13 protein-coding genes and 1 pseudogene are annotated in these 15,735 nt (G+C 72.6%); 10 read left to right on the plus strand and 4 right to left on the minus strand.

All coding sequences use genetic code 11. The features are described 5' to 3' along the window. Positions 1–119: pseudogene (locus tag AB0J67_RS32860) on the minus strand (gfo/Idh/MocA family oxidoreductase); the annotation flags it as partial. A 71-nt stretch (positions 120–190) separates the two neighbouring features. Continuing rightward, positions 191–970 carry an IclR family transcriptional regulator gene (locus tag AB0J67_RS32865; protein WP_363488207.1) on the minus strand — a complete coding sequence of 260 codons (780 nt, stop codon included), beginning with the start codon at positions 968–970 and terminating at the stop codon, positions 191–193. Positions 971–1,096: 126 nt separating this feature from the next. Between AB0J67_RS32865 and AB0J67_RS32870 the strand changes: the two genes are divergently transcribed. The 8 genes from AB0J67_RS32870 (at position 1,097) to AB0J67_RS32905 (ending at position 11,723) form a co-directional block, all read left to right on the plus strand. After that, entirely contained in the window at positions 1,097–2,422 is a 1,326-nt protein-coding gene (locus tag AB0J67_RS32870; RefSeq protein WP_363488209.1) for a sugar ABC transporter substrate-binding protein, read from the plus strand. A gap of 71 nt (positions 2,423–2,493) precedes the next feature. Next, complete coding sequence (locus tag AB0J67_RS32875) at positions 2,494–3,477, plus strand: sugar ABC transporter permease (RefSeq protein WP_363488211.1); 984 nt, start codon at positions 2,494–2,496, stop codon at positions 3,475–3,477. Further along, entirely contained in the window at positions 3,477–4,325 is an 849-nt protein-coding gene (locus AB0J67_RS32880) for a carbohydrate ABC transporter permease (protein WP_363488213.1), read from the plus strand. Before AB0J67_RS32875 ends, AB0J67_RS32880 begins: the two co-directional genes overlap by 1 nt. A gap of 51 nt (positions 4,326–4,376) precedes the next feature. Continuing rightward, on the plus strand, positions 4,377–5,300 hold the full coding sequence (locus AB0J67_RS32885; protein WP_363488215.1) for a 5-dehydro-4-deoxyglucarate dehydratase: 924 nt from the start codon (positions 4,377–4,379) through the stop codon (positions 5,298–5,300). Next, the gene (locus AB0J67_RS32890) at positions 5,297–6,589 is read left to right on the plus strand and encodes a glucarate dehydratase family protein (protein WP_363488217.1); all 1,293 of its coding nucleotides are present in this window, start codon (positions 5,297–5,299) and stop codon (positions 6,587–6,589) included. Before AB0J67_RS32885 ends, AB0J67_RS32890 begins: the two co-directional genes overlap by 4 nt. Then, positions 6,583–7,698 carry a hypothetical protein gene (locus AB0J67_RS32895; RefSeq protein ID WP_363488219.1) on the plus strand — a complete coding sequence of 372 codons (1,116 nt, stop codon included), beginning with the start codon at positions 6,583–6,585 and terminating at the stop codon, positions 7,696–7,698. The genes AB0J67_RS32890 and AB0J67_RS32895 overlap by 7 nt, the downstream gene beginning before the upstream one ends. Before the next feature lie 124 nt (positions 7,699–7,822). After that, positions 7,823–9,106 carry an aldehyde dehydrogenase family protein gene (locus AB0J67_RS32900; RefSeq protein WP_363488221.1) on the plus strand — a complete coding sequence of 428 codons (1,284 nt, stop codon included), beginning with the start codon at positions 7,823–7,825 and terminating at the stop codon, positions 9,104–9,106. Positions 9,107–9,392: 286 nt separating this feature from the next. Beyond that, positions 9,393–11,723, plus strand: coding sequence for a cellulose binding domain-containing protein (locus AB0J67_RS32905; RefSeq protein WP_363488223.1), 2,331 nt, complete (start codon positions 9,393–9,395; stop codon positions 11,721–11,723). 57 nt (positions 11,724–11,780) lie between these two features. Here the strand turns inward: AB0J67_RS32905 and AB0J67_RS32910 are convergent, their stop codons facing one another. Further along, complete coding sequence (locus AB0J67_RS32910) at positions 11,781–12,413, minus strand: hypothetical protein (protein WP_363488225.1); 633 nt, start codon at positions 12,411–12,413, stop codon at positions 11,781–11,783. Between the two features lie 275 nt (positions 12,414–12,688). Here AB0J67_RS32910 and AB0J67_RS32915 point away from each other — a divergent pair, with 275 nt between their 5' ends. Both AB0J67_RS32915 and AB0J67_RS32920 read left to right on the plus strand, forming a co-directional pair. Continuing rightward, positions 12,689–13,195: a hypothetical protein gene (locus AB0J67_RS32915; protein WP_363488227.1), complete on the plus strand. Its 507-nt coding sequence runs from the start codon at positions 12,689–12,691 to the stop codon at positions 13,193–13,195. A 73-nt stretch (positions 13,196–13,268) separates the two neighbouring features. Further along, positions 13,269–14,459 carry a hypothetical protein gene (locus tag AB0J67_RS32920; protein WP_363488229.1) on the plus strand — a complete coding sequence of 397 codons (1,191 nt, stop codon included), beginning with the start codon at positions 13,269–13,271 and terminating at the stop codon, positions 14,457–14,459. Between the two features lie 10 nt (positions 14,460–14,469). Here the strand turns inward: AB0J67_RS32920 and AB0J67_RS32925 are convergent. Beyond that, the coding region (locus tag AB0J67_RS32925) for an MFS transporter (protein WP_363488231.1) at positions 14,470–15,735 on the minus strand (1,266 nt) is incomplete at its 5' end.

A 15,735-nucleotide genomic window follows, 5' to 3' on the forward strand; every position in this document is an offset into this window, starting at 1 on the left:
TCCGGGTCGGCGGCCAGCGCCTCCCACGAGCCGTGGCTGCGGGCCACCCCGTGCTCGGCGGCGAAGGCCTCGGCGGACGACGCCGTCCGCGAACCTCTCTTTAAAAGTTGCGGCACGCGGGCACGCGGGCACGCGGGGCGCGGGGCCGTGGCACGGGGCCGCGGGACGCGGGGGGTGGGGGGGTGCGGAGTCAGCGGATGCCGTGGCGGCGGAGGGTGCCGGCGAGGGTGGCGGCGGCGCGGACGACGGCGCCCGCCACGCGCTCCACCTCGGCGTCGGTGGCCAGGTCGGCGGGCATGGAGCAGCTGATCGCGTCGGTGGCCGGGATGCGGTAGTGCACCGCGGCGGCGACGCAGGCCACGCCGACGGTGCCCTGCTCGCGTTCGAGCGCCCAGCCGCGGTCGCGCACCCGCGACACCTCCTCGTGCAGCGCGTCGCGGTCGGTGATGGAGTGCTCGGTGAAGCCGACGAGGTCGTCCGGCAGCACCTTGTCGACCTCGACCGGGGTCAGCTCGGCCAGCAGTGCCTGCCCCAGCGCGGTGATGTGCGCGGGCAGCCGGCGGCCGACCCGGGAGACGACGCGTACGGCGTCGCGCGACTCGCGGCTGCCCAGGTAGAGCACGTGGCCGTCGTCGCGGCGGGCGTAGTGCACGGTGTAGCCGATCTCGGCGCGCAGGTCTTCGAGCGCCTCGTACACGTGCGGCAGCGCCGGGTCGCGGTCGAGGTACGCCGTGCCGGACAGCAGGGCGTGCGGGCCCACGCCGAACGTGGCGCCGCTGTCGTCGGCCTCCACCCACTTGAGCTCACGCAGGGTCCTGACCAGGGCGTGCAGGCTGCTGCGGGGATACCCCATGAGCTCCTGCAGCTCGGAGATGCTCAGCCGCTTCGGGGACGCGGCCAGCGTCTCCAGGATGCGGACCGTGCGCTCGGCTGACTTGACCAGCGAGCTGTCGGACTGGCTTGAGGTCATGGATCCACCGTCCACGCGAATTGTTTCGGGAGTGTTGACGGTCATAGTACCGGACGCTAACTTGTCGGTGCACCACTTGCACATGACAGGAACCCGTCCACATATGTAGACAGGAGGCAGCGTCCGATGCTCAGTCGTAAAGCGACCAGGCTCGTGGCGGCGCTGGCGGCCACCTTCGCGCTGGCGACCGCGGCCGGCTGTGGTGAAGACCCCCAGCCGGCCGCCGACAGCAAGGCGCCGCTGGAGATCTGGGTGCGCAAGCCCCCAGGCTCGAACACCGAGAAGACCCACCAGGCCCTGGCCGCGAGGTTCACCGAGGCTACCGGCATCCCGGCCAAGGTCACGGCCCTGTTCGAGGACTTCGAGACCAAGCTGCAGCAGGCGGCGGCGCAGAAGAAGCTGCCCGACATCGTCGTCAACGACACCGCCCAGCTCGGCACCCTGGTCAAGCAGGGCCTGGTGCGCGACGTGAACCAGGCCGACATCGACGGCGGCGACCAGCTCACCCCCGCGTCCTGGGACGCGGCCAGGGGCGCCGACGGCAAGCTCTACGCGGTGCCGTTCTCGGCGCAGTCGTTCGCGCTGTTCATCCGCAAGGACTGGCGCGAGAAGGTGGGCCTGGGTCAGCCCACGAGCTGGGCCGAGCTGGACGCGCTGGCCACCGCGTTCACCACGAAGGACCCCGACGGCAACGGCAAGGCCGACACCTACGGGTACGTCATCCCCGGCTCCACCAAGCGCGGCTACCTGGACTGGTACTTCTCCAGCTTCCTGTGGGCCTCGGGCGGGGACTACTTCTCCGGCAGCCCGGGCAGCCTCGCCCCGGCGATCGCCTCCGACCAGTCGGTGGCCGCCGCGCAGTGGCTCAAGGCGCAGTTCTGCACCGCCAAGAGCGTGGTGCCGGGCGCGGTGACCTCCGAGACCACGCAGGCGCACCCGCTGTTCGAGTCCGGCAAGGGCGGCATCTACTTCACCGGGCCGTACAACATGGCGCGCTTCGACAAGAACCTCGGCAAGGACAAGTACGAGGTCGTCGCGCTCCCGGCGGGTCCCGGCGGCAAGGCGGCGTCGCTGGCCGAGGGTGAGAACGTGTACCTGATGGCGGGCTCGGCCAACCCGGCCGGCCAGGAGCGCTTCGCCGAGTTCCTGATCAGCCAGGACGGCCAGACGGTCGGCATGGCGGGCGACACCGACGGCAACGTGGTCCGGCTGCCGGTCAACAAGAACGTCGACCTGGCCAAGGTGCGCACCGACACCCGCTGGCTGGTCTTCGACAAGGTCTACAAGGAGGCCGGCCGCTACGCGCCGGTGGTTCCCGAGTGGACCCCGTTCCGCACCGCGTCGGCCGAGGCCCTCAACGCGATCGTCGCGAACTGCGCCTCCGACCCCAAGGCGGAGCTGACCAAGCTGGCCGAGAAGTTCGGCGCCGAGCTGCAGAAGCAGCAGGCATGAGCGAGCGCGGCGAGCGGACCGTGCAGCACGGACCGCTGCGTGACGCACCCCGTCGAGGTCAGGAGTAACCGATGCAGGCCACCGGTTCCGGGGCGACGGCGACCGCCGTGCGCCCCGGCCGGCGGGCCGGGCAGTCCGCCCCGCCGCCGGCCACCGCACCGCGCCCGCGTAGACGGCGCTTCGATCTGACGGGCGCGCTGAGCCCGTGGCTGTTCCTCGCCCCCGCGCTGGCCATCTTCGCGCTGTTCAAGTTCTGGCCGATGGCGCAGGCCGTGCAGATGAGCCTGCACGAGGTACGCCCGTACCTGGGCGACCGGTGGGTCGGGCTGGACAACTACGCCCAGGTGTTCGTCGACGAGAACTTCCTCGCCGCGATCGGGCACACCGTGGTGCTGGCCGTCGGCCAGACCGGCGGCTCGATCCTGCTCGGCATGGCGCTCGCGCTGCTGCTCGAAGGCTCCGCCAAGCACCTGTGGGTGGTCCGCACCGCGGTGTTCCTGCCGACCGTCGTCGCGATGGCGGTGGTGGCCGAGGTGTGGCGGATCATGTACTACCCGGCGCCGGACGGTGCGGTGAACTCCGTGCTGGGCTGGTTCGGGCTCGGGCCGTCGCAGTTCCTGAACAGCGAGGACACCTCGCTGTGGTCGGTGATGGGCGTCGGGATCTGGCGCGGTGCGCCGTACGACATGATGATCTTCCTGGCGGGTCTGGCCGGGGTGGACCGCAACCTCTACGAGGCGGCCGCGGTGGACGGCGCGAGCGTGTGGCGGCGCATCTGGCACGTCACGTTCCCGGCGCTGCGCCCGGTGTTCGCCATCCTGTTCACCCTCGCCGCGATCCGCGGCCTGCGGGTGTTCACCGAGATCTTCCTGCTCACCAACGGCGGCCCCAACGGCTCGACCGAGGTGATGATGACGCTGATCTACAAGCTCGGCCTGGAACGCGGTGAGCTGGGCATCGCCGCCGCCGGCTCGATGCTGCTGCTGGCCGCGACCGTGCTGCTGACCCTGGTGGTGCGGCTGGCGCGCGCCCGTGCCGAGAAGAAGGTGGCGTGATGGGCAACGGATTCGACAGCGCGCTGGGCTTCGGTGCCCGCCGCGGCCCGCTGGCGCTGCTGGTCAAGACGATCGTGTACGGCCTGCTCGTGGTGGTCTTCGCGGGGCCGCTGATCGCGCTGATGTTCGGCGCGTTCACCAAGGTCCCCGACCCGACCTCGCTGTTCTCGGCCGGCGGGTTCACCCTGGAGAACTTCACCCGCGCCTTCGACCGCGGCGTGCTGGGCTACCTGGCGAACTCGTTCATCGTGGTCGGCGGCGGGCTGCTGCTGCAGATCGCGGTCAGCATCTCCGCCGCGTACTCGCTGGCCCGCAAGCGGTTCCCGCTGATGAAGCTGGTGTTCCTGCTGGTGCTCAGCACGATGATGCTGCCCGAGGAGGTGCTGGCGATCCCGCTGTCGCTGGTGCTGTCGGAGTTCGAGCTGACCGGCTCCCTGCTCGGCATGATCATCCCGGTGGGCGCCTGGGCGTTCTCCATCCTGGTGATGACCGAGTTCATGAAGGAGATCCCGGTCGAGCTGGAGGAGGCCGCGCGGCTGGACGGCGCGGGCGACCTGCGCGTGTTCTGGTCGGTCGTGCTGCCGCTGTGCCGCCCGGCGCTGGGCGTCATCGGCATCTTCGGCTTCACCATGATCTGGGACCAGTACCTGCTGCCGCTGCTCGTCGCCACCGACGCGCAGCAGTTCACCCTGCCGCTGGCGCTGCGCACGCTGCGCTCCGACGAGGAGGTCGGGGTCGGCGTGCTGCTGGCCGCCGCGCTGCTCGCCCTGCTGCCCAGCGTGCTCGCCTTCATCGCCATGCAGCGCCAGTTCATGCGCGGCCTGACATCGGGCGCCGTCAAGGGCTGACGCCGCCACCCGTACCACCGCACAGCACAGCCACTACCGAGGAGAACCACCATGCGCCTGCAGGGGCTGCTCTCGTTCCCGCTCACCCCGTTCACCAGCGACGACAAGGTCGACCTGGCGGTCTTCGCCGAGCACGTCGAACGCCAGATCGCGGCCGCGCCCAGCGCGCTGTTCGTCGCCTGCGGCACGGGTGAGTTCACCGCGCTCAGCGCCGACGAGTACCGCGACGTCGTGGCCACCGCGGTGCGGGTGTCCGACGGCCGGCTGCCGATCTTCGCCGGTTGCGGCGGCGGCCCGCAGCAGGCACGCGAGTTCGCCCAGATCGCCGCCGAGTGCGGCGCGAACGGGCTGCTGCTGCTCCCGCCGTACCTGGTCACCTCGACGCCGGCCGGGCTGGTCGAGCACGTGCGGTACGTCGCCGCGGCGAGCAGCCTGCCGATCACGGTGTACCAGCGGGCCAACGCGGTGCTCGACCCGGCCGCGGCGGTGGCGCTGCTCGACATCCCGAGCGTCGTCGGCATCAAGGACGGGCGCGGCGACGTGGACGCGATGCTGCGCCTGGTCGTCTCGGTGCGCCAGTCGGGGCACCCGCGCGCGGCCGAGTTCGGCTTCCTCAACGGGCTGCCCACCGCCGAGCTGTCGGTGCAGGCGTACGAGGCGATCGGCGTGGACAGCTACTCCTCGGCGGTGCTGTGCTTCGCCCCCGACATCGCCACCACGTTCTACCGGGCGGTGAAGTCGGGGCGCAAGGACGTCGTCGCGCGGCTGCTGACCGAGTTCTACCTGCCGCTGGTCACGCTGCGCGACAAGGTCCCGGGGTACGCGGTGGCGCTGGTCAAGGCCGGGGCGCGGCTGGACGGCCTGGACATGGGGCACGTGCGCCCACCGCTGGTCGACGTCTCCGCCGAGCACCTCGCCGAGCTGACGGCCATCATCGCCCGCGGCCGGGCGGCCCTGGCCGAGGTCCAGCGATGAGGATCCGGGAGGTCGTCGTCACGCCGGTGGCGTTCGCGGACCCGCCGCTGCTCAACTCGGCCGGGGTGCACCAGCCGTGGGCGCTGCGCGCCATCGTCGAGCTGCGCTGCGGTGACGGGCTGATCGGGCTGGGGGAGACCTACGGCGACGCGCCGCACCTGGAGCTGCTGCGGGCCGTGGGGCCGACGCTGGTCGGGCTGGACCCGTTCGACACCAACGGGTTGTGGCGGCGGGTGGGCCGGGCGCTGGGCGGGGTCGACTCGCCCGACCGGCACGGGCTGACCGGCGGGTCCAGCCCGGAGAAGACCGCGCTGCGGGTGTTCAGCCCGTTCGAGGTGGCCTGCCTGGACCTGCAGGGGCACCTGGTGGGGCGGCCGATCGTGGACCTGCTCGGCGGGAAGGTGCGCGACCGGGTGCCGTTCTCGGCGTACCTGTTCTACAAGTGGGACGGGCACCCGCCCGCCGACGGCCCCGCGTCGCTGGTCGGCGGCCTGCCGCCGGTCGACGACCCGTACCCGGAGGCGCTCGACCCGGCCGGGATCGTCGAGCAGGCCCGCCGGATGATCGCGCAGTACGGCTTCGGCTCGATCAAGCTCAAGGGCGGGGTGTTCCCGCCCGACGAGGAGATCGCCGCGATCCGCGCGCTGCGCGAGGCGTTCCCCGACCTGCCGCTGCGGCTGGACCCGAACGCCGCGTGGAGCGTCGCCACCTCCATCCGCGTCGCCGAGGAGACCGACGGGCTGCTCGAGTACCTGGAGGACCCGACGCCGGGCATCGCCGGCATGGCCGAGGTCGCCGAGGCCGCGCCGATGCCGCTGGCCACCAACATGTGCGTGGTCAGCCCGGCCGACATCCAGCCCGGCTTCACCGCCGAGGCGGTCGGCGTGGTGCTGTCCGACCACCACTACTGGGGCGGCCTGCGCCGCAGCGCCGAGCTCGCCGCGATCTGCCGCACCTGGGGCGTCGGGGTGTCCATGCACTCCAACAGCCACCTCGGCATCAGCCTGGCCGCGATGACGCAGCTCGGCGCGGCCCTGCCCGAGCTCACGTACGCCGCCGACACGCACACGCCGTGGCAGTGCGGGGTGGACGTGCTGGAGCGGCCGCTGCCGATCACCGACGGCGCGGTGGCCGTGCCGGACAGGCCCGGCCTGGGCGTCAGCCTGGACCGCGACGCGCTGGCCCGGCTGCACGAGAACTACCTGCGCTGCGCGATCCGCGAGCGCGACGACACGTCGTACCGGCAGATCTTCGCACCGGACTACACGAAGCGGAGGCCGCGATGGTGATCAGCGTGCACGCGTTCCCGTGGGACGTGCTCGGCGACGGCCCCGGCTTCGTCGAGCGGTTCGCGCGGACCGGCGCGGACGCGGTGACGCTCGCCGTGTCGTACCACTCGACCCGCGCGGCGACCCCGCTGCACCCGTCGCGCCGGCTCGTCGACGCCCGCCACGCCGCGCTCTACCGGCCCGTACGCGAGCAGGCCTGGGCCGGGCGGCGGCTGGTGCCGCAGGGTCCGGACTGGACGTCCGCCGATGCCGCGGGCGAGGCCGCCGAGATCCTGCGCGCGGCCGGGATCGGCGTCAACGCGTGGATCGTGCTGGCCCACAACACCCGGCTCGGCCTGGCCCACCCGGACCTGAGCGTGCGCAACTGCTTCGGCGAGCGGTACCCCTACGCGCTGTGCCCCGCGCAGCCCGAGGTGCGCGAGCACTGCGCCACCCTGGCCGCCGAGGCGCTGCGGGACCTGCCCGTCAGCGGGGTGTCACTGGAGTCCGCCGGGCAGATGGGCGTGGCGCACATCGGCTGCCACGAGAAGACCGACGGGGCCTTCCCGCCGCCGGTGCAGCGCGCGCTGAGCGTCTGCTGCTGCGCCGCCTGCGCCGCGTCCTGGACGGCCGCCGGGCTCGACCCCGAGCAGGTCGTCGCCGCGCTGCGCGAGGCGGTCCGGACCGCGGCATGGCTCCCCGACGACCTGGCGTCGACGCTGCTCGCCGCCCGCCGCTCCGCCACGGCCGCGCTCCTGTCCGCCGTGCTCAACGCGGTACGTGAGCAGGCCCCGGACGCCCCCGTCACCCTGCACGGGCACCCCGACCCGTGGGCCGCCGGTCCCTCCCCGGGCCTCGACCCGGCGCTGCTGCCGCAGGTGGACAACGTGCTCGTGCCGTGCTGGCCGACCGACCCCGCCACCGCCGGCCTGGTGTCGGCGCTCGCCGACCGCACCACCGTGGACGCGTACGTCACCGTGCTGCCGCCCGCCCACCCGGACGACCTGTCCGCGCACGTGGCGCGGCTCCGCGAGGCCGGCGCGACCCGGCTCAGCCTCTACCACCTCGGCCTCGCGGGCGCGGACCGCCAGCCGCTGCTGGCCACGCTGACCAAGGAGTTCCGCGGATGAACCGCCATCCCCTGCCCCGCGCCGATCTTGCGCGTACGGTGGGTGCGACACGCCCACATCGGACATATGGGCAACAGTTCGTGCAAGATCGACGCCTGGCGGACCTGGAGGATCGGGTATGAGCGTGTCCACTGCTGTTGCGGTCGCGGTGCGGGCGGCGCCGCAGCTCGCGGCGACCAGCGGCGAGCTGCGCCGGGCCATGCTGCACGCATGCGCCGACGTGCTGGTGCTCGCCGGCGACGAGATCGTCGCGACCGCGCTGGCCGAGACGGGCCTGACCGAGGCGCGGCTGCGCGGCGAGCTGGACCGCACCGCCAACCAGTTCCGGCAGTACGGCGACCACGCGGCAGAACCGTGGCGGCGGGTGTCGGCCGGGGCCGCCGCGGGCGGCGCGGACGTGGTGACCGTGCCGGTGCCGGTCGGGCCGGTCGCGGTGTTCGCCGCGTCGAACTTCCCGCTGGCCTTCGGCGTGAGCGGCGGCGACACCGCCTCGGCGCTGGCCGCGGGCTGCCCCGTGGTGGTCAAGGCGCACCCGGCCCAGCCGCACACCGGTGAGCTGCTCGGCAGGCTGCTCGCGCGTACCCTGCCCGAGGGCGCGTTCTCGCTGGTCGCGGGCGGTCCCGAGGTGTCCCTGGAACTGGTGCGCGCACCCGGGATCCGTGCCGTCGGGTTCACCGGCTCGCTGCAGGGCGGCCGCGCCCTGATGGACGCCGCCGCGGGCCGCCCCGACCCGATCCCGGTGTACGCCGAGATGGGCTCGCTCAACCCGGTGCTGGTGCTGCCGGGCGCGGCCGGTGCGGCGACGGTCGCCGCGCTGGCGGCCGCGGTGACCGGCTCGGCGGGGCAGCTGTGCACCAAGCCGGGCCTGGTGCTGACCGAGTCGGCGGCGTTCGCCGACGCGCTGGCGGCGGCCGTGGCCGCGCTGCCGGTGCACCGGATGCTCACCCCGGCCATGGCCGACGCGCACGCGCGCTGGCGGTCGGACACTTCGGCCGCGCATCGGGTGGTGGCGGGGGAGGGGGAACCCGCGCCGTTCGCGGTGGTCGTCGACGCGGCGGAGCTGGCGGGGGAGCTGCTGGAGGAGCACTTCGGACCGTCGGTGGTGATCGGGGTCGGGGAGCCGGGCAAGGTGCTGGAGCGGCTGGAGGGGTCGCTGACCGCGTCGGTGTTCGCCGCCGACGCCGATCGGGACACCGCCCGCGTGCTGCTGCCGGCACTGCTCGCCCGCGCGGGGCGGGTCGTCTGGAACGGGGTGCCCACCGGGGTCGCGGTCTGCGACGCGATGCACCACGGCGGTCCGTGGCCGGCGACGTCGGCGTCGTGGTCCACGTCGGTCGGCACCGAGGCGATCGAACGCTTCCGCCGCCCGGTCGCCCTGCAGGGCCTGCCCGCCGAACTGATTCCCTGACCGCTGGCCATTCCGCCCTCTGGCGCCGCAGGCCGGCACCGCTGCCGGGGGCGCCGCCTGCCGCCGCTTTTCTCATAGACGTTGGCCTATCTGGATTAAGTCGATCTCGAATTCGTCATCCAGATAGGCCAACGTCTACGGCGGAGGGTGCTGGGCAAGATCCATGCCGTCCACATCTGTGGACGGCATGTCAGTTTATGGTCGGCTATTGACCTGATGGATACATGTCAGCAAACTGTTCGATCACAAGGCATCCACCGCAGACACCGTCCCTTCCGGAGCTGAGATGTCCCGTCGCACCGTTCCCGTGCCCCTGCTGGCCGGCCTCACCGTGGCCGCGCTGGCGGCGGGCGCCCTGGTAGTGGCCCCGCACCGTCCCGAGCTGAGCCCGGCCGCCGCCCTGACCACCCTCGACCTGTCCGCCGCCAACCGCCGCGCCCCGATCTCCGGTCTCTACGACTGGTCGAAGGCCGGCTACCGCGGCGGCGCCAACCTGCCCGGCGCCGCCGAGACCAACCCCGACGCCGCCTGCCAGCTCACCCCGGCCGAGCTGGCGAGCCAGTACGCCGTCACCCCCAACGACGGCGCCGACGACTCGGCGGGCCTGCAGGCCGCGATCGACGCGATCCGCACCGGCTGCTCGCCGACCGCGAGCTACACGAAGCTCTCGCTGATCACGCTGCCCGCGGGCACGCTCAACGTCTCCCGCCAGCTCGCCGTCGACGCCGACTACCTGATCATCCGGGGCGCCGGCAGCGGCACGGGCGGCACCCGCCTGGTGTTCCGCCCCGACGCGAACACCCGCTACGACGCGCTCACCGCCGACGGCTCGGACTGGGACGAGGACGGCATGGGCTACGGCTCGGCCGGCGGCGGCTGGATCTGGCCCGGCCGCGGCCTGTTCCGGGTGCAGTCGCGCGGCGTGCACACCAGCTACGCGAGCGAGTACGCCGCGGCGCCGGCCAACCGCAAGGACCTGTTCGAGGGCACGGTCAACGTGCACTGGAAGGCCGGGCTGAAGCTGCGCGGCAAGACCGGCGACACCGGCTTCGCGGCCCGCACCGGCGACACCGTCGTGCACCTGGCCACCAGCGGCTCGCTGAGCGCGTTCAGGGTCGGCGGCCTGGTCAACATCCGGGCCGCGAACTCGCTGAACTTCTACGCCCAGCAGGACGTCACGCCCACCGACGGCACCCTGCAGAACATCCACATGCGCCAGCAGATCTTCACCATCACCGCGGTCGACACCACCAACCGCACCATCACCCTCGACAAGCCGCTCGAGTACGACGTGCCCGTCACCTCGACCTCGGACGGCTCCGCCGCCATCAACGGCACCGTGTACGACTCCAAGGCCGCCCCGCTAGTCGACCCGGTGCTCGGCGTCGGCTTCGAGAACTTCGCCCTGACCCAGGACATGCCCGGCCTGAACGCGGCGAACGCGGTGCACAACTACGGCAACATGTCCCCGGCGGACGAGATGCACGGCATCGTCTTCAAATGGGCCGCGAACTCCTGGGTGCGCGGCATCAGCGCGACGATGACCGGCTCCCACCCGATCGTCTCCGAGGAGGCGTACCGGCTGCAGATCGTCGGCAACAGCTTCGACGGCGCCTGGAACAAGGGCAAGGGCGGCAACGGGTACTTCCGCGGCTCGCGCGTCTGGGACTCGCTCTACGCCGGCAACACCTCCCGCAACCTGCGCCACTTCACGTTCCAGTGGTCGGCCTCGGGCAACGTGGTCATCGGCAACGACTTCGACTCCGACATCAACCTGCACGGCGGCTGGGAGCGCAACAACCTGATCGAGCTCAACACGGTGACCGTGCCGTACGAGCACCGCTCCGGCAGCTGCACCGCCAACTGCGGCGAGGAGGGCGGCGGCGGCCCGGACGCCTCGACCTGGTTCCCGATCTGGTGGGGCGCGGGCAAGAAGGCCGTCAAGTGGTCCGGCTCCACCGGCCCGCGCAACGTCTTCTTCAACAACACCATGAGCAAGCAGGTCACCGCGGGCGCCGCGTACACCCCGTACTACGCCGACCACCAGCGCATCTACCAGTTCGGCTGGAACGGCACCGGCTGGCAGCACCTCGACCAGGCCGGCGCCACCATCCCCGACTGGTCCGGGCGCGAGCAGCTCGACTACACCGGCGGCCACGGCGTCGACGCCACCCGCACCGACCCCGCCCAGTCCCTGTTCCTCAAGTCCCTGACCGGCGCCCCCAGCCCCTCCCCGTCGGCCAGCACCGCCCCGTCCCCGTCCCCGTCCGCGTCGCCGTCGCCCACGGCCTCCCCACGCCCGTCGGCCTCGCCGAGCGCCCCGTCCGGCTGCCTCACCGTCCGGACCGTGCAGACCTCGACCTGGAGCACCGGCTACGGCATGGACGTCTTCATCAAGAACAACTGCGCCACCGCGACCACGACCTGGCGCGCCGAGTTCGACCTGCCCACGGGCACCACGGTCAGCAGCTCCTGGAGCTCCGTCCGCACCAGCAGCGGCCAGCACCACACCTTCACCAACGTCGCCTACAACGGCGACATCGCCCCCGGCCAGGAGGAGAGCTTCGGCTTCAACGCCGCCGGCACCGCCCTGCCGTACAACATCACCGCCCGCTGAGAAAGGAAGGGCACCTTCTTATCGCTATGCGTATAGGAAGGTGCCCTTCTTCACCCCTCAGACGTCCAGCTCGACGGAGTCGCGCGGGCCGGCCTGGGCCGGGACCCTCAGGCCGCGCGCGGCGGACCAGCTTCTCCCCCCGGCGTACGCGATGCTGAAGCCCAGATGGGCGGCCAGCGGAGCCCATCGTGCCGACGCCATCCGCTTGCTCACCGCCGATGCGGAGCTGTTGGCGAGCAGGTCGAGCAGAACGGTGTCGAAAGCCGCCGACTCGAGCCAGTCGACCGAGACGGTGAAACCGCACGCCAGCTCCGCGCCCGTCTGCTCGACGAACCTGGCCAGTTTGGCGGGGTAGCGCATCACCGAGCAGCTGCCGAAGTAGATCCGACGGCCCACACAGCGACCCTCGAGGCGTTCGCCGAGCTCGTCCAGGCTCAACGAGCGACCCTCCGTGAGTTCGAGCCGGTTGGCGTCGCCGTGCATGGCGAAGTAGACGACTCCGTAGTCGGAGTACCGCTTCAGCCGCCAACGTGACAGGTAGAAGTCCATCTCCTCCGGGGTGGCCACGTCCTTGTGGATGAAACGGATCCTCCCCAGCCGCTCCAGCAGCTCGAGAATGGGCTGCACCGACTCCCTCCGATCGAGGTCGCCCCACTGACCCTCGATGCAGAAGATCCCAGGTGTCGCCACGCGCCGCCTCCCGTAGCAATGTGGAGGGTCAATATAGCGGCTTCCACCTGCTCGGAGTATGCGTCGAACGGGCATGCGACGATGGCCGTACGCCGACCATCGCGATCCTGCGCGGACGCTGGGACGACGGATACAGTCACCTGGCAGGCCGCTGCGACCTCCTACGCCGATGCCGCGAACCGCAGCCGCCTCGCGCCGGGATCGGCATTCCCCGGACTGGCACCCGGCGCCTACCCTCGACCTCGACGTCAGCCCCCAGGGTGAGGACCGGCTCGATGGACAGGCGCAGTGTCGACACCAGCGTCGGTGGCGTGCGGCTGGAGGTCTGGAAGGACGGCGGTGGGGTGGTCACCCGCCGCGGCCCCGAGACCGCGACGCCCGTGCCGCACGACCCCGCGTACCGCGAGCTGATTCCGCTGCTGCCCAGGTTCGCCGCTACCGGTCTCATCGGGTCGGCCGTCGCATGCGCCGCGGGCCTGTTCTTCGCGGGCGACCGGCCGTGGCCGGCCGTGTTCGCGCTGACCGCCGCTCTCGTGCTGGGCTTGCTCGGTGGTGTCTGCCTGCTCGTCTGGGCGTCGTCGCGGCGTCGGGTCCCGTACGTCGTGCTGTCGCGGGCCGCGGTCGGGGAGTACCGGGTGGCGCTGGCGAAGGCGCGGCGGAGTCTGGGCGACGCTCCGACCAGGGTGGCGGAGGAGCGGGCGGCGGAGCGGCTGTGGGAGCTGGCCCAAGCCCTGGCACCCGCCGAGAGCTCTCCCGACGCGCCGGAAAAACCCTCGGCTTAATCGAAGCCTAAAAGATCCTTCGGTTGTAGTCGGGCTGTAGCCCCCGCGTATATCGGTCGATTACGGTGTCGCGATGCCGATTCCTCGCAGATCCCTCCTGACCGGACTGATCGCCATCCCCGCCGCGGCCACGGCAGGCGCGCTGCTCGCCGCCGCACCGGCCGCCGCCGCGCCCGCCGCGATCGACCGCACCGCGTTCAAGCTGCGCCGCCGCGCGGGCTCCTACGCCACCGCGATCGCCGGCCTGGACGCCGCCCTGCCCAACGTCACCGTCCAGCACGTCCTCGACGACGGCAACCGGGTCGCCACCCGCCTGACCGCGAGCGAGGGCGCCGCGCTGGCCACCAACTTCGCCGCCGGGTTCCGCTTCGAGAGCGGTGACGTCAACACCGCCGAGTGGATGCCCCAGGGCATCACCACCAGCTCCGACGCCTTCGACTCCGGGGTGTACGAGGACCGCAAGGCGGTGCTGGTCTCCTGGTACTCCACCGGCGCCGACGGCGAGAAGGGCGTGCGCGTCAGCTTCGTCGACCGCACCGACCCGGCCGCCCCGCGCTACCGGCACGTGCTGCTCGTCGAGCCGTACACCTCCGGCGGCGTGCACAGCTTCCGCGCGATCAACGTGCACGCGGGCGGCATCGCCTGGTACGGCAACCACCTCTACGTCGCCGACACCAACCGGGGCCTGCGCGTGTTCGACCTGAACCATCTGTGGCAGACGTCCACGACCAGCTCCACCACGTGCGGCCGCCAGTCCGACGGCACCTACCAGGCGTTCGGCTACAAGTACGTGCTGCCGCAGTCGCTGGCCTACGACCAGGTCGGCACCGGCGGCCTGGTCTTCTCGTTCGTCTCCCTGGACCGCAGCACCAGCCCGGACAGCCTCCTGATCGGGGAGTACGGCAACCCGGGCACCGGGACGCGGCTGGTGCGCTGGAACGTCGACTACACCGACCGTGAGCTGGTCCACGACGCGGGCTCGACCACCGACGCCACGGCGGCGTGGGCCTACCGGGTGGACGTGACGTCGATGCAGGGCGCGCTGAGCCTGAACGGCAGGTACTTCCTGTCCACCAGCGACGGCGACGCCAACGACGGCGACCTGGCCACCTGGACGCCGGGCGGCGGCGTGGTGATGCACTACGACACGCTGCCGATCGGCTGCGAGGACCTGTCCTACCGCGCGAGCGTCGACGAGCTGTGGACGGTCACCGAGTACGCGGGCCGCCGCGTGGCCATCTCCGTCAAGGCGGGCGCGTTCTGACCCGCGCGGCCTAGCCGTCGCCGGGTGCGGTCGCGGCGGGCGGTCGTGGCGGGCGCGGGTATACCAGCGCGACCGCCGCGACCAGGCACAGCGCGGACACGGCGGCCATCTGCCCGGCGCCGGTGACGGCGGCCGCCGCCAGCGGGGCGGCGGCCTTGGCGACAGTGGCGGGCACGGTGAGCATGCCGGAGACGGCGCCGTAGCGGGCCGTGCCGTAGCGGTCGACGAGGATCGCGGGCCGGGCGATGACGCCGACACCGAAGCCGAGGCCGAACACGGCCACGCATGCCACCGCCCCGGCGACCGTCCCGCCGAGCAGCGGCAGCGCGGCGGCGGCGGCCGCCTGCAGGGCGAACACGACGGCGGTGGTCGTGGTGATCGGGTGGCGGCGCGCGACGGCGGTGGTGGCGACGCGGCCGGCGACCGACAGCACCCCGAGCATCCCGGCGATCGCGGCGGCGGTGGTGGCCGGGTGTCCCGCGCCGATCAGATAGCCGACCAGGTGGACGCTGACGGCGGACAGCGCGGTGCCGTGCGCGACGAACGCGACGACCAGCAGCCAGAATCCGCCGTCGCGGAGCACCCGGGTGCCGCGCGGGCCGCCGGTGGCCGTCACCGCGGCCGCGCTGACCGGAGGCGTGGCGGGGACGGCGAGCAGGTGCCCGGTCACGGTGATCGCGGCGTGGCCGAGCGCCAGCACGAGCAGCGCGGTGCGCCAGCCGTGCTGCGCGGTGAGCCAGCCCGTGGCGGGGATGAACACGGTGCTGGCGAACCCGGCGACGACCGTGATGGTGAGCATGGCCCCGGACCGGCGGGCGGCCCCGAGCTGGTGCACCACCACGGTGAAGGCCGCCTCGTACAGGCTCGCCGCCGCGGCGAGTCCGATGACGGCGAACGCGGCGTACACCTGCCACAGCGCCCGCGCCTGGGACAGGGCGACGACGGCCGCGGAGCCGAGGGCCGCGCCGGCCGCCATCAGGCCACGGGCCGGCCGCCGGTCGAGGTGGCGGCCGACGGGGACGGCGGCCGCGGCGGCGACCAGCACGCAGAGGGTGTACGCGCCGGTGATCGCCGCGGGGCCGGTGCCCAGGTCCGCGGCGATCGGGTGCAGCACGACGGAGAACGGGTAGAACAGCACGCCGTACCCGACCGTCTGGGTCACGGCGAGCACCGCGACCAGGCGGCCGCCCGGCCACGAGTTGACGATCCGGTAGGTGGCCGTGCACGCCTTGCCGGCCGGGGAGGACGGGCTGGGCGTCCCCGTCGGCCTCGCCCA

Source organism: Catellatospora sp. NPDC049609 (assembly GCF_040675365.1).
Classification (GTDB): Bacteria; Actinomycetota; Actinomycetes; order Mycobacteriales; family Micromonosporaceae; genus Catellatospora.

Bases quoted from the DNA above. Each gene is read 5' to 3' on its own strand.
- AB0J67_RS32915 (WP_363488227.1), top strand. From the start codon at position 12,689: ATGGACAGGCGCAGTGTCGACACCAGCGTCGGTGGCGTGCGGCTGGAG.
- AB0J67_RS32870 (WP_363488209.1), top strand. From the start codon at position 1,097: ATGCTCAGTCGTAAAGCGACCAGGCTCGTGGCGGCGCTGGCGGCCACC.
- AB0J67_RS32875 (WP_363488211.1), top strand. From the start codon at position 2,494: ATGCAGGCCACCGGTTCCGGGGCGACGGCGACCGCCGTGCGCCCCGGC.
- AB0J67_RS32920 (WP_363488229.1), top strand. From the start codon at position 13,269: ATGCCGATTCCTCGCAGATCCCTCCTGACCGGACTGATCGCCATCCCC.
- AB0J67_RS32880 (WP_363488213.1), top strand. From the start codon at position 3,477: ATGGGCAACGGATTCGACAGCGCGCTGGGCTTCGGTGCCCGCCGCGGC.
- AB0J67_RS32905 (WP_363488223.1), top strand. From the start codon at position 9,393: ATGTCCCGTCGCACCGTTCCCGTGCCCCTGCTGGCCGGCCTCACCGTG.
- AB0J67_RS32890 (WP_363488217.1), top strand. From the start codon at position 5,297: ATGAGGATCCGGGAGGTCGTCGTCACGCCGGTGGCGTTCGCGGACCCG.
- AB0J67_RS32885 (WP_363488215.1), top strand. From the start codon at position 4,377: ATGCGCCTGCAGGGGCTGCTCTCGTTCCCGCTCACCCCGTTCACCAGC.
- AB0J67_RS32895 (WP_363488219.1), top strand. From the start codon at position 6,583: ATGGTGATCAGCGTGCACGCGTTCCCGTGGGACGTGCTCGGCGACGGC.
- AB0J67_RS32865 (WP_363488207.1), bottom strand. From the start codon at position 970: ATGACCTCAAGCCAGTCCGACAGCTCGCTGGTCAAGTCAGCCGAGCGC.